The 26241-nt window shown below is 63.8% G+C and carries 20 protein-coding genes, 1 pseudogene and 1 riboswitch; of the genes and pseudogenes, 13 read left to right on the top strand and 8 right to left on the bottom strand.

The features are described 5' to 3' along the window. The first annotated feature begins 42 nt into the window (after positions 1-42). Positions 43-278, top strand: a pseudogene (locus tag E5X88_RS24775) (Lrp/AsnC ligand binding domain-containing protein). 148 nt (positions 279-426) lie between these two features. Here E5X88_RS24775 and E5X88_RS24770 read toward each other — a convergent pair. Then, positions 427-1506 carry an AI-2E family transporter gene (locus tag E5X88_RS24770; protein WP_292165943.1) on the bottom strand — a complete coding sequence of 360 codons (1080 nt, stop codon included), beginning with the start codon at positions 1504-1506 and terminating at the stop codon, positions 427-429. Between the two features lie 152 nt (positions 1507-1658). Beyond that, complete coding sequence (locus E5X88_RS24765; RefSeq protein ID WP_292165942.1) at positions 1659-2495, bottom strand: universal stress protein; 837 nt, start codon at positions 2493-2495, stop codon at positions 1659-1661. Positions 2496-2829: 334 nt separating this feature from the next. Between E5X88_RS24765 and E5X88_RS24760 the strand changes: the two genes are divergently transcribed. The 12 genes from E5X88_RS24760 to E5X88_RS24705 all read left to right on the top strand — a co-directional run bounded on the left by E5X88_RS24760 (position 2830) and on the right by E5X88_RS24705 (position 18084). Further along, positions 2830-3027, top strand: a complete 198-nt coding sequence (locus E5X88_RS24760; RefSeq protein WP_292165941.1) for a hypothetical protein — start codon at positions 2830-2832, stop codon at positions 3025-3027. Positions 3028-3515: 488 nt separating this feature from the next. Continuing rightward, positions 3516-4919 carry a sigma-54 dependent transcriptional regulator gene (locus tag E5X88_RS24755; RefSeq protein ID WP_292165939.1) on the top strand — a complete coding sequence of 468 codons (1404 nt, stop codon included), beginning with the start codon at positions 3516-3518 and terminating at the stop codon, positions 4917-4919. Continuing rightward, the gene (locus E5X88_RS24750; protein WP_292165937.1) at positions 4912-6990 is read left to right on the top strand and encodes a HAMP domain-containing sensor histidine kinase; all 2079 of its coding nucleotides are present in this window, start codon (positions 4912-4914) and stop codon (positions 6988-6990) included. Before E5X88_RS24755 ends, E5X88_RS24750 begins: the two co-directional genes overlap by 8 nt. A gap of 324 nt (positions 6991-7314) precedes the next feature. Beyond that, positions 7315-8964 (top strand): OFA family MFS transporter, encoded by a 1650-nt coding sequence (locus E5X88_RS24745; protein WP_292165936.1) that lies wholly within the window; start codon positions 7315-7317, stop codon positions 8962-8964. Between the two features lie 318 nt (positions 8965-9282). Beyond that, entirely contained in the window at positions 9283-10536 is a 1254-nt protein-coding gene (otnK, locus tag E5X88_RS24740) for a 3-oxo-tetronate kinase (protein ID WP_292165935.1), read from the top strand. After that, positions 10533-11168 carry an aldolase gene (locus tag E5X88_RS24735; protein ID WP_292165933.1) on the top strand — a complete coding sequence of 212 codons (636 nt, stop codon included), beginning with the start codon at positions 10533-10535 and terminating at the stop codon, positions 11166-11168. Before otnK ends, E5X88_RS24735 begins: the two co-directional genes overlap by 4 nt. Before the next feature lie 2 nt (positions 11169-11170). Then, positions 11171-11947, top strand: a complete 777-nt coding sequence (locus E5X88_RS24730; RefSeq protein WP_292165932.1) for a TIM barrel protein — start codon at positions 11171-11173, stop codon at positions 11945-11947. A gap of 90 nt (positions 11948-12037) precedes the next feature. Beyond that, a riboswitch (cobalamin riboswitch) is annotated at positions 12038-12248 on the top strand. Positions 12249-12440: 192 nt separating this feature from the next. Then, a complete protein-coding gene (locus E5X88_RS24725; RefSeq protein ID WP_292165930.1) occupies positions 12441-14384 on the top strand; it encodes a TonB-dependent siderophore receptor in 1944 nt (647 codons plus the stop codon). Between the two features lie 26 nt (positions 14385-14410). After that, positions 14411-15253, top strand: coding sequence for an ABC transporter substrate-binding protein (locus tag E5X88_RS24720; RefSeq protein WP_292165928.1), 843 nt, complete (start codon positions 14411-14413; stop codon positions 15251-15253). After that, on the top strand, positions 15250-16251 hold the full coding sequence (locus tag E5X88_RS24715; protein WP_292165926.1) for an iron ABC transporter permease: 1002 nt from the start codon (positions 15250-15252) through the stop codon (positions 16249-16251). The genes E5X88_RS24720 and E5X88_RS24715 overlap by 4 nt, the downstream gene beginning before the upstream one ends. Continuing rightward, positions 16248-17045: an ABC transporter ATP-binding protein gene (locus E5X88_RS24710; protein ID WP_292165924.1), complete on the top strand. Its 798-nt coding sequence runs from the start codon at positions 16248-16250 to the stop codon at positions 17043-17045. Before E5X88_RS24715 ends, E5X88_RS24710 begins: the two co-directional genes overlap by 4 nt. Positions 17046-17049: 4 nt before the next feature. Then, on the top strand, positions 17050-18084 hold the full coding sequence (locus E5X88_RS24705; protein WP_292165923.1) for a hypothetical protein: 1035 nt from the start codon (positions 17050-17052) through the stop codon (positions 18082-18084). A gap of 158 nt (positions 18085-18242) precedes the next feature. Here the strand turns inward: E5X88_RS24705 and E5X88_RS24700 are convergent, their stop codons facing one another. The 6 genes from E5X88_RS24700 to E5X88_RS24675 form a co-directional block, all read right to left on the bottom strand. After that, positions 18243-19754: an aldehyde dehydrogenase family protein gene (locus E5X88_RS24700; protein WP_292165921.1), complete on the bottom strand. Its 1512-nt coding sequence runs from the start codon at positions 19752-19754 to the stop codon at positions 18243-18245. Between the two features lie 168 nt (positions 19755-19922). Continuing rightward, entirely contained in the window at positions 19923-21197 is a 1275-nt protein-coding gene (locus E5X88_RS24695) for an RNA polymerase sigma factor (RefSeq protein ID WP_292165920.1), read from the bottom strand. Beyond that, the gene (locus tag E5X88_RS24690; RefSeq protein WP_292165918.1) at positions 21194-21568 is read right to left on the bottom strand and encodes a YciI family protein; all 375 of its coding nucleotides are present in this window, start codon (positions 21566-21568) and stop codon (positions 21194-21196) included. Before E5X88_RS24690 ends, E5X88_RS24695 begins: the two co-directional genes overlap by 4 nt. A gap of 114 nt (positions 21569-21682) precedes the next feature. After that, complete coding sequence (locus E5X88_RS24685) at positions 21683-22786, bottom strand: DNA topoisomerase IB (protein ID WP_292165916.1); 1104 nt, start codon at positions 22784-22786, stop codon at positions 21683-21685. A 139-nt stretch (positions 22787-22925) separates the two neighbouring features. After that, positions 22926-23810 carry a transglutaminase family protein gene (locus E5X88_RS24680; RefSeq protein WP_292165914.1) on the bottom strand — a complete coding sequence of 295 codons (885 nt, stop codon included), beginning with the start codon at positions 23808-23810 and terminating at the stop codon, positions 22926-22928. 24 nt (positions 23811-23834) lie between these two features. Beyond that, the gene (locus tag E5X88_RS24675; protein WP_292165912.1) at positions 23835-26240 is read right to left on the bottom strand and encodes a circularly permuted type 2 ATP-grasp protein; all 2406 of its coding nucleotides are present in this window, start codon (positions 26238-26240) and stop codon (positions 23835-23837) included. Position 26241 lies beyond the last annotated feature (1 nt).

Below are 26241 nucleotides of genomic sequence, written 5' to 3'. Positions count from 1 at the left end.
TGGCCGGGGATTTGTTGAAGCAGTGACCCTGCGAGGAAAGAGATGAGACCGGTTTTCGTGCAGCTTCAATGTTCGCCTGGCAAGACCTACGAGGTTGCCGACGAACTGTTCGAGCGCGAAGTCGCGTCGGAACTCTATTCGACCAGCGGCGATTATGACCTGCTGATGAAGGTCTACATCGAAGATGGCGTCGATATCGGCAAATTCATCAACGAGAACGTCGCCAATGTGCCGGCATCGTCCGCTCGCTGACGACGCTGACCTTCAAGGCGTTTTGAGGCTCCCCGGGCGCTGCGGCAACTTTGACCCCATTTGGTTGCCGAAGGTCAAGAATACTATGAAAATCGATTTGTATAACTGTCACAAATCCTACCGAGCAGCATATCATGACCGCCGCCACCGCAAGCCGCTTAACAGGTCCTGAACCTAGGTCGCGCGCCAAACAGGCGAACGCGCCGCCTCGGGTTGGTCGTTCAATCGGTTCTTGAGAATATCGATGAGGCTGATGGTGACCGCGATCACCGCAGGGCCGAGGACGAGCCCGGATGCTCCGAAGAGCACGATGCCACCGACCGCGCCGATGAAGGCCACCAACGTGTGGAGCCGCAGCCGGCTCCCGACAAGCATCGGATAGAGCAGATTGTCGATGCCGGCGACGACGACGCCGCCCCAGACCGTCAGTATCGCCGCGCTCACCCACGCCCCTTCCAACGCGAGGTAGATCGCAGCCGGCACCCAGATCACGAAGGCGCCGAGCACTGGCACGATGGCCAGAAGTCCCATCACCAGGCCCCAGAAGACCGGAGTGGGCAGGCCGAGCCACCAGAACATCAGGCCGCCCAGCGTTCCCTGCACGGCGGCGACGAACACGGTACCCACCAGGATCGCATGCACCGTCTCTGCAAAGCGGGACAGCATGTATGCCGTCTCCGGAGCACGAAGGGGCGAGAGACCCTCGATCTCCCGCAGGGCGGCTTCGCGGTCCCGCAGGAAATAGAACAGCAGGTAGAATGTCAGCACGAACATCACGGCCTGATTGATCGAGACGCGCAGCAGCGACGTGCTTTGTCCCGTCAGCCATTGTACAAGTGCGGCGACCGAGCCGGCCGGATCGAACTGGTTCTCGATCCACAGGGCAACGGCTGAAAGTGTGGGATAGTTCGACATGAAGCCATCCGGGTCCCAACCCCGTATGACTCCCTCCAGATAGGTCGCTCCGTTTACCGCCTCGCGAACGAGCTGCTGCGCGACGAATACCAGCGGCAGGCCGACGGCGATCGCCGCGACGCCAACCGATATCAGGGCCGCCAGATTTCGATTTCCGAGCCTTCCCTCGACCCACCGATGAGCCGGATAGAGGATGATTGCCAACACGAGGGCCCAGGTCAAAGCGGGCAGAAACAGCAGCGCCAACAGATAGCAGACATACAGACCGAGCGCTGTCGCCGCCAGGATGCCAAGCAATCTCAGTTGTTTCAGGTCGGGCATCTGCTTCAGGTCAGGCATCTGTCGTCGTTCCACAAGCCAGGCAAGCCTATTCGGTTCCCTGAAAAAAGGCAGCCACCTTTGCCGTGCCCTTAGGGTGAGTGCGCTGTCGGCTTGGACGGGCAAGCACGTCAAGGACGTTTGCCGGCAATTTTCATATCGGGACACGCGGTTCAGTGTGAGAACAGCACCGGCAACCTGAGGTCATCGAGCACATCCTCGGTTGCCCCACCCAGCACGAAATCGCGAACGACGGAGTGGCCGTAACCGCCCATCACCAGCAGGTTGGCTCCCCGCTCGATGGCATGCGACTGCAGGGCGATCCCGACCGGCCGGTCGTCGGCGTCGATAGAGGCGGCTTTCGCGGTCAGCCCACTCTTCCCAAGTCCGGCCGCCAGACGCTCGGCGCCATTGCCTTCCATGATAGGCTTCTCGCCGACGATGGTGAGCACGGTGATCTTGGACGCCCGCTCAAGGAATGGCTTAGCGTCCGCAACGGCACGCGCCGCGACCCGGCTCCCGTCCCAGGCGATCGCAACATGGTCGATCGGCTCGAAGGCCGGGGTCTCCGGCAGCAGGATGGCCGGGCGGCCGGATCCGAACATGACGGCTTCCGCGGTGGCCCGAGACGTCGGATTGTCGGTCTCCCATCCGAGCAGCGAGATATCGAAATAACGTGCCTCGATTGCCGCGGCTTCGCCAATCAGCGCCAGCGCGGCCGACGATACGCCGGTCGTCAGGCTCACCGGTTTTCTTGTGGCTTCCTCACGAATCCTCTCGAGCAGGTGCTCGCCGCGCTGGCGGCTAGCCGCTTCGGCTTCGCGAATGAGTTCCGGCAATTTCAGCAGCAGCCGCGACACGGCGTTCGAAACGTCCGGAATATGGGCGTTGATGACTTCGGCATGAAGTTCGGCGTCCAGATATGCTGCAATCGCCACCGCATTGGATGCGATCGCATCCGAGTTGCTGTCGGGATAGGTGGCAAGAGGGAGAAATGCCTGCGATTTCACGGGTCGACACCCCTGGTTGAAACGACCATCGCCAACACCGGTTGGGTGGCGACGCCGAAACCATAATTGACGCATACCGGCCGCGAAGCTTTGATGTGGCTCAAATCGACCAGTTCCGGCACCGCGAAAGAAGCAACACGCCGTGCCTTCGCCAAAATGGTGTTTCGGCCTGGCGTTCCGGTGACATCCGGCCCCTGAGCAGGAACCGACCCCGTCAAAAATCTGGTCTCCGGGCACCTACCGGCCAATCGATCGTTGTTTTCGATTGATCCAGATCAACGCCTTTCCGCCATTCGTGCGGTCTCCTCGGTCCGTCTTTGAAGGGAGAACAAACGTGCCAACGGACAGCTTGCTGGTCACTATCGCCGTCTTGGTCGTCTTTGCATTTTTTATGGCTGTGCTGGGCTATGCCTCTTTCGATGAATCGCGTCGCCAGCCATCCAAACAGCGCCTGGGCCTGGTCAGGACAGATGCGAAAAATCGCGCCCGAATTCAGTCAAGCCGAAAGCCTGAAGCATCAAATATGAGATAGCGCCCCGTAACCAGGGGAACCTTGAGAATCGGGCCCTCCTGATTTCGGTCCTGCATCGGCGGGCCTGCGACGCATGCATGTCCCTTTAACGTGGTCTGCCAGATCGTAGGGAAGTCCGCGCCCTTGCTTCGCGTCGAATTACACTCCTTGACAAGCCTGGAGACGATGTTCGCCATCGGCGCGACCTCTTCGATAAACTGCTGATTCCCAAGGCATCCTATGATCGCGACCGCCTGCATTTGATTTAAATCAAATGACCCGACATTTCTCGCTCATTGGGCTGGTCATGCCGGTTGGATGCTGCCTATCTCCTTGCCCTACGAGCGATTCCATGGCTCGCTCGCGGACAGCAGTCTTGCGGTCTCGTCGTTCAAGGCCGCGCACGGGTCGATCTGCTTGCCTGGCTCAGCAGTATCCAGAGCTTGTTTGAGCACCCGTCTGCCCTCATCATGCTCTCCGGCCAACGATCGGTCGGGAGGAGGATCAAGGTGGCGGCAGAAACAGTGCGCAAGCTGCGTGAGACGACGGCCGATCCGGAATTCGGACCGTGGCTTGCCCAGGCATCGATCCTGGTTGTGGACGACGAACCCGGCATGCGAAATTTCCTGGTGCGCACGCTCGGGCCGCGCTGCAAGCGCCTTGAAGAGGCGGCCGATGCCGAGGAAGCGTCGCGCAAGCTCGACGAGTTTCACTTCGACGTGGTCATCCTCGACAACATCATGCCGGGCAAGAACGGCGTCGACTGGCTGGCCGAGCAGCGCGCGATCGGCTTCTTCGCCGATGCCATCCTGATGACGGCCTATGCGGACCTCGACACCGCGATCCAGGCGCTGCGCGCCGGTGCCGTCGATTTCGTGCTCAAGCCGTTCCGCTCGAACCAGCTTCTCAACGCGGTTGCACGATGTCTCGACCGCCTCCGCCTGCAGCGCGAGAACTACATCCTTAACTATGAATTGAAGGCGAACTCCGACCACATCCTGCTCCGCGACAAGCTGATCGGAGAATCACCCGCGGTCCGGCAGGTTCGCGACACGATCGCGCGGGTTGCCCCGCTGCCCACGTCCGTGTTGCTTACAGGCCAGTCCGGCACCGGCAAGGAAGTCGCGGCGCGGTCGCTTCATACGCTGTCCGACCGGGCCGACAAGCCGTTCGTCCCGGTCAACTGCGCGGCGATTCCGCCCGACATGATCGAGAGCGAGCTGTTCGGCCATCTGAAGGGCGCGTTCACCGGAGCCGAGACGATGCGCGAGGGGCTGTTCATGCACGCCCAGGGCGGCACCTTGTTTCTCGACGAGATCGGCGAACTGCCGCCGGCGACGCAAAGCAAGTTGTTGCGTGCGCTGGAGGACAGGCGCGTCAGGCCCGTCGGATCGGAGCGCGAGATCCCGGTCGATCTGCGTTTCGTTTTCGCGACCAACGCGGAACTGGAAAAAGAGGTGCAGAGGGGCCGGTTCCGGGCCGATCTCTACTTTCGCATCAACGTCATGCAGATCCATCTGCCGCCGTTGAAGGACCGAGGCGACGATGTGCAGGAACTTGCGACGCTGTTCATGCGCAAGCTGTCGCAGCAACTTGGCATGCCGCCTGTGCCGATCCCGGACAAGATGCGCGCCGCTTTCGCGCGCTACGACTGGCCCGGCAACGTGCGCGAACTGCGCAACCTGATCGAACGAACGCTGATTCTGGGACGTTTTCCCGAAAGATTGGGGCTGGACGGCCGGACGCTGGAAATGACGCCGGAAATATCGGGCGAAACCAGTCTCGCCGATGTCGAACGACGGCACATCCTGGCGGTGCTGAAGGAAACCGGCGGCAATCGCGACGAAGCATCGCGGCGCCTCGGCATCTCGCGCAAGACCATCGACCGCAAGGTCGCTTCCTGGGATGGCTGACGCCGTTTCCCCACTTGCCGACGCGAGCGGCCGTCCGGACGCCGGGGTCGCTCGTCGCGGCGTGCCTGTCGGCGTTGGCGGCCGGTCAGTACGGTTCCGGCTCCTGGCGATCGCGCTTTTGCCGACCCTCGTCATCCTGCCGCTGCTGCTCGGCGTCACCATCGTCCGCTGGAACGCCAAGTTCGACGCGACGCTGATTTCAAAGGTCAACGGCGATCTGACGATCGCGCATCAGTATCTGGCACGCATCCTCGAGAACACCGGGGAGAAGGTGCAGGCGCTGGGCGCGTCGGCGCGATTTCGCGACACGGTCGCCGGCCGCGTCGACGACCCGGATGCAACGGATCTGCTGCTCGAGCACAGCCGAACCGCCCTGGGCTTCGATTTCCTCTTCGTGATCGATGCCGAGCGGAAGATTCACGCGTCCGCCCGCGAGCACTCGGCCACGACGCCCAGGACGGATTGGCCCATCGTCGCCTCCGCCCTCGCAGGCGCGCCCTCAACCGCAATCGACATCTTTGCCAACGAGGAGCTGGCCGACGTCGCGCCGGAACTGGCCGAGCGGGCGCGCATCGATCTGGTACCGACGCCGAACGCGCTTCCAACCGACCGCACGCAGGAAACGCGCGGCATGGTGGTCCACTCGGCCAGTCCCGTGACTCTGGCGGACGGCCGGTCGGCCGCGCTCGTCGGCGGCATCCTGCTCAACCAGAACCTCGTCTTCATCGATACCATCAACGACCTGGTCTACCGCGAGGCCAGCCTGCCGGAAGGCAGCCAGGGAACCGCGACGTTGTTCCTCGACGACGTGCGCATCAGCACGAATGTCCGTCTGTTCGAGAGGCGCCGGGCGCTCGGCACGCGGGTTTCGGCGGCTGTCCGCTCAGCCGTCCTCGACAAGGGGCGCACCTGGCTGGACAGCGCCTTCGTCGTCAACGACTGGTACATTTCCGCCTACGAGCCGATCGTCGACGGTTTTGGCAAGCGCGTCGGCATGCTCTATGTCGGCTTCCTCGAGGCGCCGTTCACGGCTGCGAAATACCAGACGCTGCTCTTGATCGCGCTTGCCTTCCTGGCGATCACCGCCGCCAGCATCCCGATCTTCCTGCGCTGGGCGCGCGCCATCTTCCAGCCGCTGGAGCGCATGACCGGAACGATCGCCAGGGTGGAAAGCGGCGATCTCGGCGCAAGAACCGGCCATGGCGACGGCAAGGACGAGATCGGCCGGGTGGCGCTGCATCTCGACCATTTGCTCGACCAGTTGCAGGAGCGGGACCGGGAATTGCGCGGTTGGAACGAAGAGCTGAATGCGCGCGTCGAGGAACGCACGCACGAATTGCAGCTCGCCAACCGGCAGTTGGAGGCGACGACCAAGCAACTCATCATGTCGGAGAAGCTGGCGGCTATTGGTGAGATCACCGCCGGCGTCGCACATGAGATCAACAATCCGATCGCGGTGATACAGGGCAATCTCGAGGTCGTCCGCAATGTCATGGGCAAGAAGGCGCAGCTGGCGCGGACGGAGTTTCGCCTGCTCGACGAGCAGATCCATCGCATCAGCCAGATCGTCACAAAACTCCTGCAGTTCGCCAGGCCCGAGGAATATGCCGGCTATGTGGAGCGGCATACCGCGAAGGCCGTGATCTCCGACTGTCTGCCCTTGGTGCAACACCTGCTCAACAAGGCGAGCATCGACGTGGCGCGGGAGGATAGCGCGACCCGGCTGCTGCTCATGAACCGGACCGAATTGCAGCAGGTGCTGGTCAACCTGATCGTCAACGCCATCCACGCGATGCCGGATGGCGGACGCCTGACGCTCAGGACCTTCGATCAGGACCTGGACGACCGGCCGGGGCTGGTCGTGGAGGTCGCCGATACCGGGGTCGGGATGACGCCGGAAGTCATGCAGAAGGTGTTCGATCCCTTTTATACGACGAAGCGCCGGGAAGGGACCGGGCTCGGCCTGTCCATCAGCCAGACCCTGGTCACCCGGCAGGGCGGCAGGATTTCGGCGACCAGCGCACCGGGCGAAGGAACGACGTTTTCCATCTGGCTGCCCGAGGCGGCGTAAGCCGCGACGACATCCCGCCCGACATTTTGTCCAGCCGTCAGGACAGATTGTCCATTGGCATTTCCTTCAGCGCGACAAGTCTTTGAAATCATTGGCAACGCCATGGTGGCACGAGGTTTGCGTCGCTGTTGCTGGCAACAGACGGGAGGACGCTGCTTGAGGCCAGGAAAAATCGGCCGGTAGACCGGACGGCGCAAGGAATCCGCGGAGGGCGGATCGCCGATCGGACGGTACGGGCGATCGAACAGGATCGCCCGAGACAACATCGATCAATCAGTTGGACGACCGCCTGGGAGGACCTTTGGCGGAACGGAGGAGATTTGCATGTCCACAGCAAGTGATACCATTTCCGGCGGCCTTGGCGGCGGCGGAGTTCTCGATCGTGAAAGGATCATCGCCAAACCGGGCTTCAACCGATGGCTGGTGCCGCCGGCGGCGCTGGCCATCCATCTGTGCATCGGCATGGCCTACGGCTTCAGCGTGTTCTGGCTGCCGCTGTCCCGCTCGCTGGGCATAGACCAGCCGGTCGCGTGCGCCGACCTGAACCTGCTTTCCGCCCTGTTCACCACGAGTTGTGACTGGCGCGTCGCCGACCTCGGCTGGATGTATACGCTGTTCTTCGTCTTCCTCGGCTCCGCCGCCGCTATCTGGGGCGGCTGGCTCGAGCGCGCCGGGCCGCGCAAGGCCGGCGTTGCCTCGATGATATGCTGGTGCGGCGGCATGGTCATCGCCGCTTTTGGCGTCATCACCCATCAGCTCTGGATCATGTGGCTCGGCGCCGGCGTCATCGGCGGCATCGGCCTTGGCCTCGGTTACATTTCGCCGGTCTCGACCCTGATCAAGTGGTTTCCGGACCGTCGCGGCATGGCGACGGGCATGGCTATCATGGGCTTCGGCGGCGGCGCCATGATCGGCGCTCCGCTTGCCAACTTCCTGATGAACTATTTCAAGACGCCCGACTCCGTCGGTGTCTGGCAGACCTTCATCGTCATGGCGGCGCTCTACGCGGTGTCGATGCTGTGCGGTGCTTTCGGCTACCGCATCCCGCCGGCTGGATGGCGGCCTGATGGCTGGACGCCACCCGTCACCAAGGCCCTGGTCACGACGCGCCACGTCCATCTGCGCGACGCGCACAAGACGACGCAGTTCTGGCTCATCTGGGCCGTGCTGATGCTCAACGTTTCGGCCGGCATCGGCGTGATCGGCATGGCATCGCCAATGCTTCAGGAAATCTTCGCCGGCAAGCTGATCGGCATGCCCGACCTGGCGTTCAACCAGCTCGATGCCACCCAGAAGGCTGCGATCGCCGGCATCGCCGCCGGCTTCGCCGGGCTGCTCTCGTTGTTCAACATCATGGGCCGCTTCTTCTGGGCCTCGCTGTCGGACTATATCGGCCGCAAGAACACCTACTACGCGTTCCTGCTGCTTGGCATCGCCCTCTATCTGCTCGCGCCGACCGCCGCCCACATCGGCAGCCAGCTCATGTTCGTCGCCATCTTCTGCGTCATCCTGTCAATGTATGGCGGCGGCTTCTCCACCATCCCGGCCTATCTCGCCGACATTTTTGGCACCCAGTTCGTCGGAGCCATCCACGGTCGGCTGCTGACGGCATGGTCGACGGCTGGCATCGTCGGCCCGGTGGTGGTGAACTACATCCGCGAGTTCCAGCTTGCCGCCGGTATCCCCAGCGCGCAGGTCTACGACTTCACGATGTATATCCTCGCCGGCATGCTGGCCCTGGGCGTGCTCGCCAACTTCTTCGTCAAGCCGCTCGACGACAAATGGTTCATGTCGGATGACGAGGTCGCGACCCTGCAGGCCAAGACAGCTACGACGCAGGCCGGGCATACCGGCTCTTTCGGCATCGGCAAGGGTGGGTTGGACACCAAGGCGGCGCTGGCCTGGGCAGCCGTTGGCATTCCGATCCTATGGGGCGTCTGGATCACGCTGCAAACGACGGCGAAGATGTTCTGAGCACGCCAGCTCCACAGGGCCAAAAAGAAAAAAGGCCGGACTGTTGAAGTCCGGCCAAGCATGAAGGTTCAAAACCTCCAGAGGGGAACGCGCCGGACGCAATGGGAGGAAACATCCGACGCAAGGCATATATGGGTCAGCCCAGGTGACGTTTCAACGACATGTGGTGGGCCACATCAGCCGCTCCGTAGAGCCACGCGCGGATGTGATCATCACGGCCCGCCTTTCAGTTTTAGCGTGACAGCCCGCAGCAAGAACGTCATCGTTGTCGGCGTGATCGGAATGCCGGCTGCACTCGGCAAACCCTAGGGATCCACCATGCTTCTGGGAGCCATCGCCGACGATTTCACCGGTGCGAGCGATCTCGCCAACACGCTTGCCAAGGGCGGCATGGCGACGACGCAGTTCATCGGCACCGGCGCCGATCCGGCGCCATCCGGTTGCGAGGCAGGCGTTGTCGCCTTGAAGACACGGTCGATCGCCGCCGAAGCGGCGGTGCGCCAGTCGCTTGAGGCCGCGCGCTGGCTGCTCGCCCAAGGCTGCGAACAGATCGTATTCAAATACTGCTCGACATTCGATTCCACGCCGAAAGGCAATATCGGTCCGGTCGCCGAAGCCCTGCTTGATGTTCTCGGAGCAGACGTGGCGGTCGTCTGCCCGGCTTTTCCTGCAACCGGGCGCCGGCTGTTCATGGGCCATCTGTTCGTCGGCGACCGGCTGTTGAACGAATCCGGCATGGAGAACCATCCGCTGACGCCGATGACCGACCCCGATATCCGCCGCTGGCTTCGGCTTCAAACCCGTGGCGAAGTGGGGTTGGTGCCGCTGCACACGGTCCGTGGCGGTGTATCGGCCATCGGACAGGCCTTCGCTGAGCAGCAGGCACAAGGACGGCGGCTTGTCGTCGCCGATGCGGTCGCGGAAGACGATCTTCGGCTGCTCGGTCAGGCGCTTGCCGGCCACAGGCTTGTGACCGGCGGCTCCGGCATCGCGATGGGACTGCCGGAGAATTTCCGCAAGGCCGGCCGGCTTTCCCGGAGAGCGCACGCCGCCGCAAGCGCCACGGGGCCGGCCGTCGTGCTGTGCGGCTCCTGTTCGAAGGCTTCACAGGCGCAGGTCGCCGCCTATCTCGCCGCCCATCCCGGCCTCGCTCTCGATCCGGCCGCGCTGATGGACAAAACCATGACCGTCGACCACGCTGCCGATTGGTTCTGGCGGCAAAAGCAGGTGCCGATCATCTATTCGACAGCCGACGCCGCCGCTGTTTCCGGCGCCCAGGCGCGCTACGGGCGCGCCGAGGTGGCGGAGGCCATAGAGCGTTTCTTCGCGGCGCTCGTGCGCCGGCTCGTCGATGGCGGGGTACGCCGCGTGGTGGTCGGCGGCGGCGAGACATCCGGAGCCGTGGTCGAGGCGCTCGGCGTCGGCAGCCTGCAAATTGGCGAAGAGATCGACCCGGGTGTGCCGGCGTTGCTGGCAGATCGCGGCGGCCCGCTTGGCCTCGCGCTCAAGAGCGGCAATTTTGGCGCGAATGATTTCTTCGAGAAAGCGGTACAAAGGATCGGTACGCCATGAGCGAGCAGGCAGTCCGCGACAATCTGGTCAAATGGGGCAAATCGCTGTTCGAGCGCGGCCTCACCGCCGGCTCGTCGGGCAACATGTCGGCGAGATTGGATGACGGGTTTCTGTTCACGCCGACCAATTCCTGCCTCGGCTTCCTCGACGCGGACAGGCTGTCGAAACTCGACGCCTCGGGCAAGCATGTCTCGGGCGATGCGCCGACCAAGGAATTGCCGCTGCATTTCGGCTTTTACGACCAGCGGCCTGCGGCGCGCGCCGTGGTTCATCTTCATTCGACCTATGCGACCGCGCTATCCTGTCTTTCCGACATCGATCCGGCCGACGCCATTCCGCCGATCACGCCCTATGTCGTGATGCGTGTCGGACAGGTGCCGGTGGTGCCCTACACACGCCCCGGTTCGGAGGCGGTCAAGCCGCTGATCGACGCGCTTGCCGCGCGCCATCCCGCCGTCCTCCTGCAAAACCATGGGCCTGTGGTGGCCGGCGCCTCGCTCGATGCGGCGGTCTTCGCCATTGAGGAGCTCGAGGAAGCGGCAAAGCTTGCCATCATCTTGCGAGGCATGAGCGTCCGCCACCTCGATGCCGGCGCCATCGCCGAGCTCAACCAGCATTTCAAGCTGAAGTGACCATGCCGAAATTTTCCGCAAACCTCGGTTTCCTGTGGACCGACCGGCCCTTGCTGGACCGCATCGCCGCCGCCGCATCGGCGGGTTTCAAGGCGGTTGAACTGCATTGGCCCTATGACGTCCCGGCCGGACTTGTGAAGCAGGCTTGTGAAAAGCACGGCGTGGAATTGCTCGGCATCAACACAGCTGTCGGCGATGCCGCCAAGGGCGATTTCGGCCTCGGTGCGTTGCCGGGCCGGCAGTCGGATTTCGCCAAAAGCCTCCACCAGGCCGTGGACTATGCGCGCCAGAGCGGCGCTTCGTCAGTCCATGTCATGGCCGGTGTCGTCGAGCCTGAAGCCAAGCCGGAAGCCACGGAAGTCTTTGCGCGCAATCTTGCCTTCGCGGCAGCTGCCGCCCCGGATATGACACTGCTTCTGGAACCGATCAACCAGCGCGACAAACCGGGATATTTCTATTCGACGATCGCCGAGGCGGCGGCGTTGATCGAACGCGTCGGCGCGCCCAACATCCGGATCATGTTCGACGTCTATCATGTCGGCGTCAGCGAAGGCGACATCCTCAAACGCCTCGAACGATATTTGCCGATGATCGGCCATGTGCAGATCGCCGCCGTTCCAAGTCGCGCCGAGCCGGACGAAGGCGAGATCGCCTACGGCGCCATATTCGCCGCGCTGGACCGGCTTGGCTATGCCGGTTGGGTCGGCTGCGAATACAGGCCGCGCGCCGGCACCGACGAGGGATTGCGCTGGATGAAGACGCTCCAGGTTTCGCTGTAAGCAAAGAGGAAAGCCTATCGAGGATGAGCTCAGCTCGGTATCGCCATCGATCGTCACAATCCACGATTGACGACCGAGGGATCGCTCGCTAGCTTCCCGCTCGGAATTGGTTCCGCCGCGAGGCGGATGAAAAGGGAACACGGTGAGGCCGCACATTTGGCCGAATCCGTGACTGCCCCCGCAACTGTAACCGTTGAGCCATCTTCCAATTAGCCACTGAGAGCGCGGCGCGTGATCGGGAAGGCGGGAGACCGGCGAAGACACGGAAGTCAGGAGACCTGCCTGTTCCGGTCACCCATGCACGAACACGGGGTGTGTTCATGCGCGGTCGCCCGTGGCGGTGACATTTGAAAAAGTGTTGCCGCATGCCGGGAACGGTCGAGGGTGAAGATGCACGTGCCAAGAAATCTGCCTGACGCTTTCTGCCTGCGGTTTTTCGAGAAAACCCGGGGCGCGAGACTTCTCGCTCTCCCAAACCGATTCGGGGGCAGATATGTACCAACGGACATTCGCGGCCGGCTCCTTGGCGCTGGCACTGACAGGCGTCGCTGACGCGCAGGAACAAGCCGACCAGGGCAAGGCAACAATGCTCGACCGGATCCTCGTCACCGACGGGCGCACGCCGATCGAACAGGAGAATTCGGGCCGGGCCTTCACGGTCATATCAGGCGAACAGCTGGAAAAGAACCAGGTGCGCTATGTCGCCGACGCGCTGCGACAGGTCCCGGGCTTTGCCGTATCGCGCTCCGGCTCCTTTGGCGGCCTCACGCAGGTGCGCGTGCGTGGCGCTGAAGCCAACCATCTGCTGGTGATGATCGACGGTGTCGAAGTCGGCGAGACGGCAAGCGGAGAATTCGACTTCGGCAGCCTGCTTGTCGACGACATCGACCGCATCGAAGTCCTGCGCGGCCCGCAGAGCGCCTTCTGGGGATCGAACGCAACAGCCGGCGTCGTCAACATCATCACCAAGCGCGGCGAGCGCGGCGGCTTTGCGGTCAATGCGCGGACCGAAGCCGGTACCGATGGCACCTTCTTGGGCGGCGTTTCCTTGCGCGGCGGCGGTGAGAACCATGATGTGGCGCTATCGGCGGCGTTCCGCCGAACCGATGGCTTCAACATTTCCCCGGACGGCGACGAGAAGGATGGCGACCGCAACACCACGCTGAACGGCAAGTTCACCGTCGATCTCTCGCCCGACCTCACCGTCGACGCCACCTTGCGCTATGTCGACCGCAAGAGCGACACCGATCCGCAGGATTTTGAATGGGGCAGCGAAACCTATGGCAAGGTCATCGACGAGCCCGATTGGACGGCGACGCGCGAGTTCTTTGGCTCGGTCGGCGCCACTTATGTCTCCATGGATGGCGCCTTGACGCAGAAGGCCCGCTTCACCGGCAGCGATACCCATCGCGACAATTTCGCCAGCGCTTACGGCGGATCGATGAGTTGGGACGACGGCAACCGCTATAACGGCACCTATCAGGCGAGCTATCAGTTCGATACGCCCAATATGCTCGATGCCCACCACCAGTTGACCGCGGGCTATGAATGGGAACGCGAAACCTTCGCACCCTCGCATCTGAGCGAGACCTTTAGCCGCAACACGAATTCCTTCGTCGGCGAATATCGCGGTGAATTTCTTGACCAGTTCCACATCAATGCCGGCCTGCGCCGCGACTTTAACGACCGCTTCGAGGACGCCACCACCTGGAGCCTGAGCGGTGCCTGGAAAATCCCCGACACCGCCACGCGCCTGCATGCCTCGGTCGGCACCGGCGTCACCAACCCGACCTTCTACGAGCAGTTCGGCTTTTTCCCGGGCAGCTTCAAAGGCAATCCCGACCTGATTCCCGAGGAAAGCACCGGCTTCGATCTCGGCATCGAGCAGGGCTTCTTCGATGGCGGATTGGTCGCCGACATCACCTACTTCAACCAGAACCTGACGCACGAGATCGCGACCGATTACAGCGGACCTCTTCCATCTCCCGTCAATCTCGACGGCGTCAGCAAGCGGCAAGGCGTCGAACTGTCGGCAACGCTCGATCTCTTCAACGGCTTCACCGCGACGACGACCTACACCTACACCGATGCGAGCGAGCAGACGGTCGCGGGCGGCCCCCGCCTCGACGAAGTCCGTAGACCCAAGCACGCCGGTTCGCTCAGCGCCGCCTATGTCTTCGACGAGGATCACGCCCGCGTCTTCGGCGAGGTGGTATTCAACGGCAAGACGGAAGATGTCGCCTTCGTCCCTTCCCTGCCGCCGCGCATGACACTCGAATCCTACACCGTGGTCAACATCGGCGGCAGCTACAAGCTCAACGACCATCTCGAAGCTTATGGCCGCATCGAGAACCTGTTCGACGAGCAGTATCAGGAGGTGTTCGGCTATAACACCGAGGGACGAACCGCTTTCATCGGCCTGAAAGGGATTTACTGATGGCGATGGCGACAAGGAATCATCCGATGCGCGCAACGATCGCGGGGACAGCGCTCGCCACCCTCGTGATGCCCTGTTGCGCGCCGGCTCTGGCGACCGAACCACCGAAACGCGTCGTTTCGATGAACCTTTGCACCGACCAGATGGCGATGCTGATTGCCGGCCCGGGTCAGCTTTATTCGGTGTCCTATCTGGCAGGAGACCAAAGTTCCTCGGTCTTGGCCAGTCAGGCCAGCGGCTATGTCGTCAATCATGGTCTGGCCGAAGAGATTTTCCTGATGCAGCCGGACCTCGTGATTGCCGGCACCTACACGACGCGCACCACTGTGGCGCTGCTCAGGCGCCTTGGTTTCCGGGTCGAGGAGTTCGCGCCGGAGAGCTCCTTCGACGATGTCAGAGCCAACCTCAGGCGCATGGGCGACATCCTCCAGCGGCAGCGGCGTGCGGCCGAACTTGTCGCCGAACTCGATGCCGGGCTGGCGAAGCTCGCCGCGAATGCCGTACCCGGCAAGACCGTCGCGCTCTACTACGCCAACAGCTACACCTCAGGATCCGGAACCCTGGCCGATGCGATCGTGAAAGCCTCGGGCCTCACCAATATCGACGACACGCTCGGTCTTGCCGGCACGGTCAGGCTGCCGCTCGAACTGTTGCTCGTCGCCAATCCCGATCTGATCGTCGCCGACGACAGCCGCGATGAGGCTCCGGCGCTGGCGCAGGAGAATTTCGTTCATCCCGCCTACAAGGCCTTGTCCGGGCAGAAAATCGCCGTCCCCGGCAAATACACGATCTGCGGCGCGCCGTTCACGCTCGAAGCCGCGCGCATGCTCCAGGACGCGGCGCGGAAATCCGATGGCGCAACGCCATGAGCGACAGCGCGCGCTACCGGCTGGTTCTCGTCTTTCTCGGCCTGGCCACGGTGGCCCTGTTCCTGCTGTCGCTGACCGTCGGTCCGGCGGCGATTGCATTCGGCGACAGCCTGTCGGCCCTGCTTTCGGACAAGGGCGACGCCATCGCCTTGATCATGCGGGAAATCCGCCTGCCGCGCGCCATCCTCGGCCTGATGATCGGCGCAACGCTTGGCCTGTCGGGAGCTGCCCTTCAAGGCTGGCTGCGCAATCCGCTGGCCGAGCCGGGTCTGCTCGGCGTCAGCGCATCGGCTTCGCTCGGCGCGGTGATCGCGATCTATTCCGGCCTCTCCGCCGTCTTCCCGCTCGGCCTGCCGCTGGCGGCCCTGGCGGGTGCGGTGCTGGCGGTGTTCGTCGTTCGGTCAATGGCCGGAACCCGCGCCAGCGTCTTGACCATCATCCTGTCCGGCATTGCCGTATCGGCCTTCGCCGGTGCGATGACCTCGCTTGCCCTCAACCTGTCGCCCAATCCGTTCGCGGCGCTTGAGATCATGTTCTGGATGCTGGGTTCGCTCACCGATCGTTCGATGACGCATGTCTGGCTGGCGGCGCCGTTCATGATTGCCGGCTGGGTTATGCTGGCAAGCCTCGCCCGCGCGCTCGACGCACTGACCTTGGGAAGCGACGCGGCAGCCAGCATGGGCGTCGACATGCGCCGCGTGCAGTTCCTCGCCGTGCTCGGCACGGCGGCATCCGTGGGCGCGGCAACGGCAGTGGCTGGCGCCATCGGCTTCGTCGGACTGATCGTGCCGCATATCCTGCGGCCGTTGGTCGGGTCCCGGCCGTCGCGCCTGCTTCCCGCCAGTGCGCTCGGCGGCGCCTGCGTGCTGCTGGCAGCGGACATCCTGGTGCGCGTCATTGCACCGGGACGCGATCTCAAGCTCGGCGTGCTGACGGCGATCGTCGGCGCGCCGTTCTTCCTGTGGCTGGTCTACCGGACGCGGAGGCAAATGCTGTGAGCCTGCTCTCCGTTTCAGACCTCCACGCCTCGCTCGGCGGCAAGCCTGTGCTCAAGGGGCTTTCCTTCGCCATAGGCGCGGGCGAGTTCGTCGGGCTGATCGGCCCTAATGGCGCCGGCAAGTCGACGCTGCTGCGTGCTGCTCTGGGCCTGGTTCGCAGTGAAGGTCATATTGCCGTTGGCGGGCGCGAGACTCTGTCCATTCGCGAACGTGCGCGCCACATAGCCTACCTGCCGCAGGAGCGCGATATCGCCTGGGCGGTTTCGGTGGAGATGCTGGTGTCGCTGGGTCGCGCGCCGTACGGCTCGGCCTTTGCGGGCCTGAGCGCTGAAGACATCAAGGTGATCAACCGCGCCATCCAGCGTATGGAAATCGAGACCTTTCGCGACCGGCCGGCGACGCAGCTGTCCGGCGGCGAGAAGGCACGGGTTCTCATCGCGCGCGCCCTCGCCCAGGACGCGCCACTGCTTTTGGCTGACGAACCGACGGCGGGTCTCGATCCCTCGCACCAGATAATGGTGATGCGGACCTTCGCCGAGCTCGCTTCGGAAGGCCGCGCGGTCGTAGCCTCCATGCATGATCTCGGCCTGGCGGCCCGCTGGTGCTCGCGGCTGATCCTGCTTGATCATGGCATTATCGTCGCTGACGGGCGGCCGCGCACCGTGTTGACGGCAGAACGGCTGCGGTCGGTCTATGGCGTCGAAGCCTATCTCGGTGAAGCGGCGGACGGAATGATCGTCCAGCCATTGAACGTCGCCGCTGCTGGCAATCCGGCGCAAACAGGCAAGGCGTGAAGCGATGAGTGATCTCGAAGATCTCGTGCGGCGGCATCTGGCCGACTGGCGAACAGGCTGGAGCATGGGCATATTCGGCGCCATCGCCGAGTTTCACCAGGATCAAGGCGAGGTCGCTGTTGTCGACGAGCCGCATGTATTGATGCGCGCGACCAGGCGGGGCGCCATCCACATCGACTGGCGAAAGCTGGGCGATGTACATGCCGTTGCCTATGAGACGCCAAGCCCCAGGCGTCATCGCTGGAGCCAGGCCCTGTCGTTCTGTCTGCCTGACGATCTGGCACGACGCACCGCACGCCCGGTGCTGACCGAGCTCGGTCCGGACGACGACGCCGTTCGCGGCATAGATCGCACCGGCATCCTGTTCGATATGGGACTGTCGTTGCCGCAATGCGATTTCTGCATCCGCACCAGTGATCCGAAGCTGCTCGCCGCATTGCGAGCCGGCCTGGGACGCTCGCTGTTCGAACACGACAATCCCGCCTTGACGGCTATTCTTTCAGCGCATCCGCATCGCGTCGCGCTGACCAATATCGGCCGCGTCGAGGTTTACCAGAAGATCGGCGGCCCGGACACGGGCGGCGTTTCCCCACCAGGACCGCATACGCATCTCTTGCCGAAACTGCTGAAGAGCGGTCGCACGCACTCGGCAAACACGCCCATTCCCGACGGCCTGCTGCCGCTAGGCTCGATGCATCCCGGCAATCCGGTGATCGGTCCGATGGGCGAGGACCTGCCGTTCGACAGCGACCTTCATCGCGATTTCCAGGCGTTGCTTGGCAGGTATGGCGACCCCGAGATCGTGGCGGTGAAGAAGCGCGTGATTGAACGGCTGGAACGCGGTGATGCGCCCGAGAGCTTCGGCATGCCCGCCAACCGCTTCGCACGCGCTGCCGTGCGCCTGGCCTTGCGTCAGCAGGCACGCCTTGCCGATCATCTCCAGGATTCCTCGCTGGGCCGAACGGTCGCCGACTGGCGGAAAGTTCACGACCAGAACGCCGAAGCCGACGGTGAAGACGACGATTCACCCGGGCACTGACCAGCCATGTGGCGCTAGGCCGCGAAGCTCGCGATCATCGATGCGGCTTTCGAAACCTGTTTTCGCCATCGGCGAACGACTGAACGGCGATCGCGATGGCGACCTGAGATTCGTCGTGGCGGCCATTTGCTGCCGCCACGACAGGAACCCTGGCGTCCTCAGTCGATGTCGAAGGAGACGCCCTGCGCCAGCGGCAGCGCCTTCGAATAGTTCACCGTGTTGGTGGCACGCCGCATATACGCCTTCCAGGCGTCCGAGCCGGACTCACGACCGCCGCCGGTCTCCTTCTCGCCACCGAAGGCACCACCGATCTCGGCCCCCGATGTACCTATGTTGACGTTGGCGATGCCGCAGTCCGAACCGTCGACGCCGAGAAAGCGTTCGGATTCCTGCAGGTCGCGGGTGAAGATCGACGACGACAGTCCCGCTCCAACTGCATTGTGCTCGTCGAGCACGGCGTCGAAATCCGAGTATTTCATCACATAGAGGATCGGCGCGAAGGTCTCTTCCGTCACCGGCGAAACCTGCTTCGGCATTTCGACCAGCGCCGGATGCACGTAATAGGCGTCGGGATGGCCGTTCTCGACCCGTGTGCCACCGGTCACCTTGCCGCCATGCGAAACCGCTTCCTTGAGCGCCTTCTGCATGCTGTCGAAGGCGGCCTTGTCGATCAGCGGTCCGACCAGCGCTGATGTCTCCAGCGGATTGCCCACCGAGACGCTTTCATAGGCCTTCTTCAAGCGCGGAATCAGGGCGTCATAGACGCTGTCGTGCACGAACAGGCGCCTGAGCGTCGTGCAGCGCTGGCCGGCCGTGCCCATGGCGCCAAAGGCGATGGCGCGCAAGGCCATGTCGAGATCTGCCGTCGGGCAGACGATGCCGGCATTGTTGCCGCCGAGCTCCAGCACCGCGCGCGCAAAGCGTTTCGCCAGCCGCGGACCGACGTCCCTGCCCATGCGGGTCGAGCCGGTGGCCGAGACCAGCGGAACCTTCGGATGGTCGACCAGGATTTCGCCGACAGCGCGATCGCCGATCAGCACCGGCGCCAGTCCTTCGGGCGCATCGCCGAAACGCTTTGCCGCGCGCTTGAAGATCGCTTCGCAGGCGAGCGCCGTCAGCGGTGTCTTTTCCGACGGCTTCCAAACCACCGCGTCGCCACAGACCAGCGCCAGTGCGGCGTTCCACGACCACACCGCGACCGGGAAGTTAAAGGCGGAAATCACGCCGACCACACCCAGCGGATGCCAGGTTTCCATCATGCGATGACCGGGGCGCTCGGTGGCGATGGTCAGGCCGTAGAGCTGGCGTGACAGGCCGACGGCGAAATCGCAGATGTCGATCATCTCCTGCACTTCGCCGAGGCCTTCGGACGGGATCTTGCCGACTTCGATCGACACCAGCCGGCCAAGCTCGGCCTTGTGCGCGCGCAGTTCCTCGCCAAGCAGCCGCACCAGCTCGCCGCGCTTCGGCCCCGGCACCAGCCGCCACGCCTGAAAGGCTTTGTGGGCATTATCGATGGTCTTTGCCGCATCGGCCGGCGAGATCGTCTTCAGCGCGGCAATCTGCTCGCCCGTGACCGGGCTGCGCACGATAAGATCGCCGCCCGAAAGCGCGTCCTCGGCGACGCCCAGTTTCGCCAGCAGCCCGGCTGTTTCCTTCGCAATCGTCATTTTTGTCCCTTTCAGATCCCGTCGCTCATATGGCGTCGATGGATGCCTTGCACCGCGCGCCGTGTGCTTGTCGGCACATCAGGCGCTGTCATGGCGTGGCCTTACTCGTTTCAGGGAAAAATCGCCACCCCGGCATGGTCTAAGCTCTGCGCAGACGATTGAACCAGATCAGCGTGTCGTCTTTGCAGCGCCCCGCGCGGCGCCTTCGTTCATCAGCCGGTCGATATGCATGCGGATATGGGCAGCCTCGGCTGCCGTGTTGGCAAGTGCGATGGCGCGGTCGAAGGCGATGCGCGCCTCCTCGCCACGACCAAGCTGCATCAGCAGTCCGCCCTTGAGGCCGAAGAAGTGGAAATAACCGGAAAGCCTTTGTTCCAGCGGCTCGATCATGGCAAGTGCCGCTTCCGGCCCGCGCACCTTGGCGACCGCGACGGCGCGATTGAGCGTCACCACCGGCGACGGCTGCATCTGCTCGAGCAGGCCGTAGAGCAGGTCAATCTCATTCCAGTCCGTGTCCTCGGGCTTTTCCGCCCGCGCATGCAGGGCGGCGATCGCCGCTTGCACCTGATAGGGACCGGGTTTCCGGTGGCGCAGCGCCTTGTCGACCAGCGCCAGCCCCTCGTCGATCATCTTGCGGCTCCACAGGCTGCGGTCCTGGTCTTCGAGCAGCACGATCTCGCCGTTCTCGTCGAAACGCGCCGGTGCACGCGCATGCTGGAGAAGCAAAAGCGCCGTCAGGCCCATGATCTCCGGCTCGGTCTGGAACAGCCTGAGCAGCAGCCTGGCCAGCCGGATCGCCTCTTCGCAGAGCGGCGCGCGGGCCGGCGCCTCCCCGCTGTTGGTCGAATAGCCTTCGTTGAAAATCAGGTAGACCATGGCGGCGACGGCGGCGAGCCGTTCGGACCGTTCGACCGCGCCGGGCGTCTCGAACGGCACGCCGGCATCGGCGATGCGCGCCTTGGCACGTGTGATACGCTGCTCCATGGCGCTTTCACCGACGAGAAAGGCACGAGCGATCTGCTTGACGGACAGGCCGGAGACGATGCGCAGCGCAACGGCGACCTGCTGCGTCTCCGGCAGGTCGGGATGACAGCAGATGAACAGCAGCCGCAATATGTCGTCGCGGTAATGCGCGCCGTCCAGCCGTTCGACGATATCGGCCTCGGCATCTTCCAGATCGGAGATCTGGTCCTCTTCCGGCAGCGGCGCCTGCTTGGCACGCTTGCGCACCGCATCGATGCCGCTGTTGCGGCCAACGAAGATCAGCCAGGCCGCCGGATCGCGCGGCGGGCCGTTTGTCGGCCAGTTCTTCAGAGCGCGCAGGCAAGCGTCCTGGAAGGCTTCCTCCGCCGCATCGAGATCGCGGAAGTAGCGCAGCAGCGCGCCCATCGCCTGCGGGCGGGCGGTGCTGATCGCGGTGCTGATCCAGGTAAGGTCGGTCATGCGGAAACCTTGGCGGGGCTGAAGAGCGAAACCGGCCGGATTTCGTACGAGCCGCCGCTCGGGTTGACGTCGGAAAGCTCGCGCGCAAAGGCGACGGCCTCGTCGAGATCGGTGCATTCGAGCGTGTAGAAACCGAGGAACTGTTCCTTGGTTTCGGCGAACGGGCCGTCGATGACGACCGCTTCGCCCTTGACCTTTCTCAGCGTTGTCGCAGCGGTCGTCGGCAACAGCCGCGCCACCGGGCCAAGCCGGCCGGCCTTTGCATATTTCTCCTGCACGCCGATGAGTTTTTCCATGACGGCATCGTCCTGTTCCTTGCTCCACGAGCAGACGACGTCTTCGGAGGCATAGCAGAGGATAGCGTAGAGCATGAGTGCGTCCTTTTCTCTGTCAAAGGACGAAACAGTAGAACCGATCCCGACATAACGTCGATAAAAAATTGCGCCCTGCCAGGGCTCTGAAAGCCTGTGACTGCTCCGCTCGGTTCAGCCTGACTCTGCCTTCAGCCACCTCAGGACGACGGCTTCTTCGTCGTCAAGGTCGGGTATCGATCGCTTCCGCTTGTTCACATCCGCCATTTCGCTGAGCAGCCGTCCTTCGGACCAGGCGTCGAAAACCTGCGGGTGGATGTAGCATTTGCGACAGATGGCGCGCGTGTTGCCCAGCCGCTCGGCCACCTTGTCGATGATGCCGTTCATCACCCGCTTCTGCTGTGCCTGGTTTTCGGGCCGTTCGGTTTGCGCAAACAGCGACGCAGCGTGGATGGTGCCGCCCCAGGTTCGGAAATGCTTGGAGCTGAAATCGGCCCCTGCCGTCTCCCTGATATAGCGGTTGACGTCGTCGGAACGGATCGGTCGCCTGCTTCCGTCCTCGTCGAGGTACTGGAACAGCTTCTGGCCCGGCAGATCCTGCGCGCCGCGCACGATCCTGGCGATCCGGCGATCGACGAGCTTCAGCTTCCATTCCTTGCCGGACTTGCCTTTGAAAGCGAAACGCAGGCTCGAGCCGTTGATGTCGACATGGCGGTCGCGCAGCGTGGTCACCCCAAAGCTGTTGTTGTCGCGAGCGTAGGCGGAATTGCCGACGCGGATCATCGTGTTGTCGAGCAGCCAGACCACAGCGGCGACAACGCGTTCCAACGGCAGGCCGTGACGGCGCAGATCGGCATCGATCTGGCGTCGCAGCTCAGGCAGGCTTTCTGCAAAGGCGACGAGGCTCGAATATTTGACGCCGTCGCGCTCCTCCGCCCACAGCGCATGGTAGCGATACTGCTTGCGCCCACGCTGATCCCGGCCCGTCGCCTGGATGTGACCGTCGGCATCCGGCGAGATCCACACGTCCGTCCAGGCCGGCGGTATGGCGAGCGCCGTGATGCGGGACATAGTGGCCTCGTCGACGCCCTGCCCGTCAGGCCCCTTGTATGAAAATCCCTTGCCAGCCCTCAGACGGCGGATACCGGGCTCGGCGTCGGTGATGTAGGAAAGCGAGGCGCGATCGGCAGAGGCTTGCGACCCATTTTTCGGCACCCCGTTCTTTGGTGCAACCCCGGCAGTTAATTTGCCGGAGGACGACCCGGATCTATCCAGCATGTCCTCTCCACGAGAAATTATCCCGTAGATAAGCGCCGGACCCGCCGCTGGTTCCGCCATGGCTTCACAAAGATGTCAGGCTCACCACATGCGTTTGGGAACCAGTCTTCGGCGCATGCGATTGCGGCCTCGCTTGCCGTCACGCCTTCTCGAGCACGACCGGAATGACGTCGACCGCTTGCTCGCCGACCTGCCCTCCGGTCGTCTTCAGGACGCCGACGATCGGCGCTACATCCGAATAGTCGCGGCCATGGCCGACGGTGATGTGGTCGTTGCTTGCCCGCATGCCGTTGGTCGGATCGAATTCCTGCCATCCGGTGTCGCGCCCGCACCACACCTTCACCCAGGCATGCATGGCGTCGGCCCCTTCCAGGCGCGGTTTTCCGCGCGGCGGAATGGTGCGCAGGAACCCGCTGACATAGCCGGCGGGGACACCCAGGCCGCGCAGCCCGGCGATCATGATGTGTGAAAAATCCTGGCAGACACCCCGCTTCAGGCTGAAAGCGTCGCTGGCTCGGGTCCGAACGGTGGTCGCCTTGCCGTCATAGGTGAAATCGCGATGAATACGGTTGCACAGGTCCATGGCGATGCCGGCGACGGAACTGCCGGCGCTGGCCTGCGCGTAAGCCGTGATCGCCGCATCGAGGCCTGCATGGTCGCTGGCTGCCAGAAAGTGATGCGGTGCATCGGGCGACAGCGACCGCACCGCGTCGAGTTCCTCCCGCAGCCGGCGGATGTCGGGCGATACGTCAAGCGCCGGTTCCGGCCGCGAGACCGCAACGCGCGCGCTCATCCTGATGTCGAGCGCATCGTGGACGTCGCGAAAGGCGATCGACGTCACGCTGTTGCCAAAGAAGTCGAAAAAGTCCGAGCGTTCGCTCGGCGCCGGCGCGAAGGACAGCGAAGCGGCGATCACGCGCTGCACACCTGGTATCGTCGGCGGCAGCACATGCACCTGATGACGACCGCCACCGGCGGCAGCATCATAATCGTAGCGCAGATTGAGCCTGATGTCGTAGAGCATGTCCGCCTTTACCCGAACCCGCCCTTAGCCGAAATAGGCCTTGGCGAGGCTGTTGTAGAGGCCGCCGATCTCATCGGCGAGATCGTCCAGGGCATTCGCCGTCATATCCGAGGGCTCCATGATGGCGATCGCCGTGTTGAGCTGCAGGATCTCCTTCGCCGCCGGCGACATATGCCCTTCGCCGCCGACAGAAGGCAACAGCGCGATTTCGGCCTTCAGCCGCTCGAGCTGGAACAGGATGGAGCGCGGGTTGAGCGGATCGAGCACCAGGAGGTCTATCACCGTGCGCCGGCCGGCCTGCACCGGATACTGCCGCCGATGGGTCATGACGCTGTCGCCGATCTCCAGCATCATGTCCAGCGCGCCGTCCGGCGCCGCAGCCCTGGTCAGCCGGGCGAGCGTGCGGGCGATCTGGATGCCGCGTTCCAGCCGCCGGCCGATCTCCAGGAAGCGCCAGCCGGTGAAGCGGTACATATTCTCATGCAGCAGGCCGGAAAACCCGGCGAGCTTGCGCAGGATGACCGTCATTGCCCGCGTCGCGTCATCGCCCGGCGCCACCGTCGTCGCGAATTGATGAATGGTCTTCGACAGATCCTTCAGCGCCAGCCAGCCATCGGGCGAGAAGCGGTCGCGGATCTGTCCGGCGCTGTAGACGGCGCTGTCCAGCGTGCCGATCAGCCCCGGTGGGATCGCCGTCGCGACGTCGATGCCGAACGGTTCGAGATAGTCTCTGATATCGGCAAGCAGCGGCATGTCCGGATCGGAGGCCTCGGCCAGCCGCACGTGATAGGCGCGCAGGATGCGCACCGTGTCTTCCGATCGCTCGATATAGCGGCCGAGCCATGTCAGGTTCTCCGCCGCGCGGCTGGGCAGGCTGCCCGGCAAGGTGCGGGTGAAGCTGTCGTGCTCCTGCGGCAGCAGCGTCTCGCGCTCCACCGGTCTGTCGCTGACCACCCACACATCCGCCGCCTGGCCGCCACGCTGCATGGCGATGGCGGTCGGGTCGAGCGAGAAGCCGACACGGGCAAAACCACCTGGCATCACCGTCCAGCCTTCCGGCGTTCGCGCCAGATAGACGCGCAGGGCTGCCGGCCGCGGCTCCAGCCAGCCGCCGACATAGACCGGCGTGGTCGAAAGCGTCACCGCTTCCTGACCGACAAAGTCGCCGCCGTCCCGTTCGATCCGCGCTATCAATTCGGCCCGTTCCCCGGCCGTCAGCGCCGAGCCCAGCCTGGTGGACTCGTCATCCTCGAAGGCAAGCCGTGTCGACAGCGCCGGACCGATCACCATGCGGTCGATATTGGCGAGCACATGGGCGCGCTCCGTCTCCCGCCCGCACCACCATGTCGCGATGCTCGGCAAGAGAAGCTCCTCATTGCGCAATTCTCGCGAAATCTTCGGCAGGAAGGCGAACAGCGCCCGCGTTTCCATCAGCCCGGAGCCGAGTGCGTTGACGGCCGAAACGGCTCCCCGGCGGATCGCCTCGACCAGCCCCGGCGTGCCGATCTGCGAATCCGGCCGTAATTCGAGCGGATCGGCGAAGGCGGCGTCGAGCCGTCGCCACAGCACGCTGACCGGCATCAGCCCCGAAACCGTGCGCACCATAAGCCGGCCGCCGGAGACGGTCAGATCCTCGCCTTCGAGCAGCATGATGCCGAGATAGCGGGCGATGTAGGCATGTTCGTAATAGGTTTCGTTGAGCGGCCCCGGCGTCAGGATGGCGACACGGCCGCCGGTCTCCTTGGCCATGCCGTTCAGCGCGTCGCGAAAGCGACGGAAGAAGCCGGCAAGGCGGTGCACATGCATCTCGCCATAGATGTCGGACAGCGCACGCGTGGTGGCGACGCGGTTTTCCAGCGCAAAGCCGGCACCCGACGGCGCCTGCGTGCGGTCGCCCAGCACCCACCAGCGGCCGTCCGGTCCACGGCCGAGCTCGAAGGCGCAGAAATGCAGGAAATGGCCGCTGGCCGGTCTGATGCCGACGACGGGCCGCAAATATTCCGGGCTGGCCGCGATCAGCCCCGCCGGCAGGATACCTTTCTCGATGAGCCGGTTCGGTCCGTAGATATCGGCGATCGTTTCCTCGAACAGCTCGGCCCGCTGGACGAGGCCGGCGCTGATGTCGGCCCATTCCTGCTCCTCGATCAACAAGGGAACATGCGCCAGCGGCCATTCGCGTTCATTGGCGCCGGCCTTGTCGTAGACCCGGTAGTAGACCCCGGCGTCGCGCAGATACTGGTCGGCGCGGGCGAAACGCTGGGCGAGCTTTTCTGGCCCCAGATTCTCCAGTGCCTCGATGAAGTTCGTCCAGACCGGGCGGGGATTGCCCGATGCATCGACCATCTCGTCGACGACGCCGTCGATCGGCTGGTAGTGCTCCAGCAGGTTATGCGGCCTGCCGCGTATTTTCTCGTGATTCCCCTTTGCCATG

The organism is Mesorhizobium sp. (genome assembly GCF_004962245.1).
Lineage (GTDB): Bacteria > Pseudomonadota > Alphaproteobacteria > Rhizobiales > Rhizobiaceae > Mesorhizobium.
This window is presented reverse-complemented; position numbering and strand designations above follow the sequence as displayed.

Excerpts from the sequence above, each read along its gene's own strand:
- E5X88_RS24720 (WP_292165928.1), top strand. The coding sequence starts at position 14,411 with ATGCGCGCAACGATCGCGGGGACAGCGCTCGCCACCCTCGTGATGCCC.
- E5X88_RS24690 (WP_292165918.1), bottom strand. The coding sequence starts at position 21,568 with ATGCTCTACGCTATCCTCTGCTATGCCTCCGAAGACGTCGTCTGCTCG.
- E5X88_RS24770 (WP_292165943.1), bottom strand. The coding sequence starts at position 1,506 with ATGCCTGACCTGAAGCAGATGCCCGACCTGAAACAACTGAGATTGCTT.
- E5X88_RS24685 (WP_292165916.1), bottom strand. The coding sequence starts at position 22,786 with ATGCTGGATAGATCCGGGTCGTCCTCCGGCAAATTAACTGCCGGGGTT.
- E5X88_RS24750 (WP_292165937.1), top strand. The coding sequence starts at position 4,912 with ATGGCTGACGCCGTTTCCCCACTTGCCGACGCGAGCGGCCGTCCGGAC.
- otnK (WP_292165935.1), top strand. The coding sequence starts at position 9,283 with ATGCTTCTGGGAGCCATCGCCGACGATTTCACCGGTGCGAGCGATCTC.
- E5X88_RS24730 (WP_292165932.1), top strand. The coding sequence starts at position 11,171 with ATGCCGAAATTTTCCGCAAACCTCGGTTTCCTGTGGACCGACCGGCCC.
- E5X88_RS24715 (WP_292165926.1), top strand. The coding sequence starts at position 15,250 with ATGAGCGACAGCGCGCGCTACCGGCTGGTTCTCGTCTTTCTCGGCCTG.
- E5X88_RS24680 (WP_292165914.1), bottom strand. The coding sequence starts at position 23,810 with ATGCTCTACGACATCAGGCTCAATCTGCGCTACGATTATGATGCTGCC.
- E5X88_RS24725 (WP_292165930.1), top strand. The coding sequence starts at position 12,441 with ATGTACCAACGGACATTCGCGGCCGGCTCCTTGGCGCTGGCACTGACA.
- E5X88_RS24675 (WP_292165912.1), bottom strand. The coding sequence starts at position 26,240 with ATGGCAAAGGGGAATCACGAGAAAATACGCGGCAGGCCGCATAACCTG.
- E5X88_RS24705 (WP_292165923.1), top strand. The coding sequence starts at position 17,050 with ATGAGTGATCTCGAAGATCTCGTGCGGCGGCATCTGGCCGACTGGCGA.
- E5X88_RS24735 (WP_292165933.1), top strand. The coding sequence starts at position 10,533 with ATGAGCGAGCAGGCAGTCCGCGACAATCTGGTCAAATGGGGCAAATCG.
- E5X88_RS24745 (WP_292165936.1), top strand. The coding sequence starts at position 7,315 with ATGTCCACAGCAAGTGATACCATTTCCGGCGGCCTTGGCGGCGGCGGA.
- E5X88_RS24695 (WP_292165920.1), bottom strand. The coding sequence starts at position 21,197 with ATGACCGACCTTACCTGGATCAGCACCGCGATCAGCACCGCCCGCCCG.
- E5X88_RS24700 (WP_292165921.1), bottom strand. The coding sequence starts at position 19,754 with ATGACGATTGCGAAGGAAACAGCCGGGCTGCTGGCGAAACTGGGCGTC.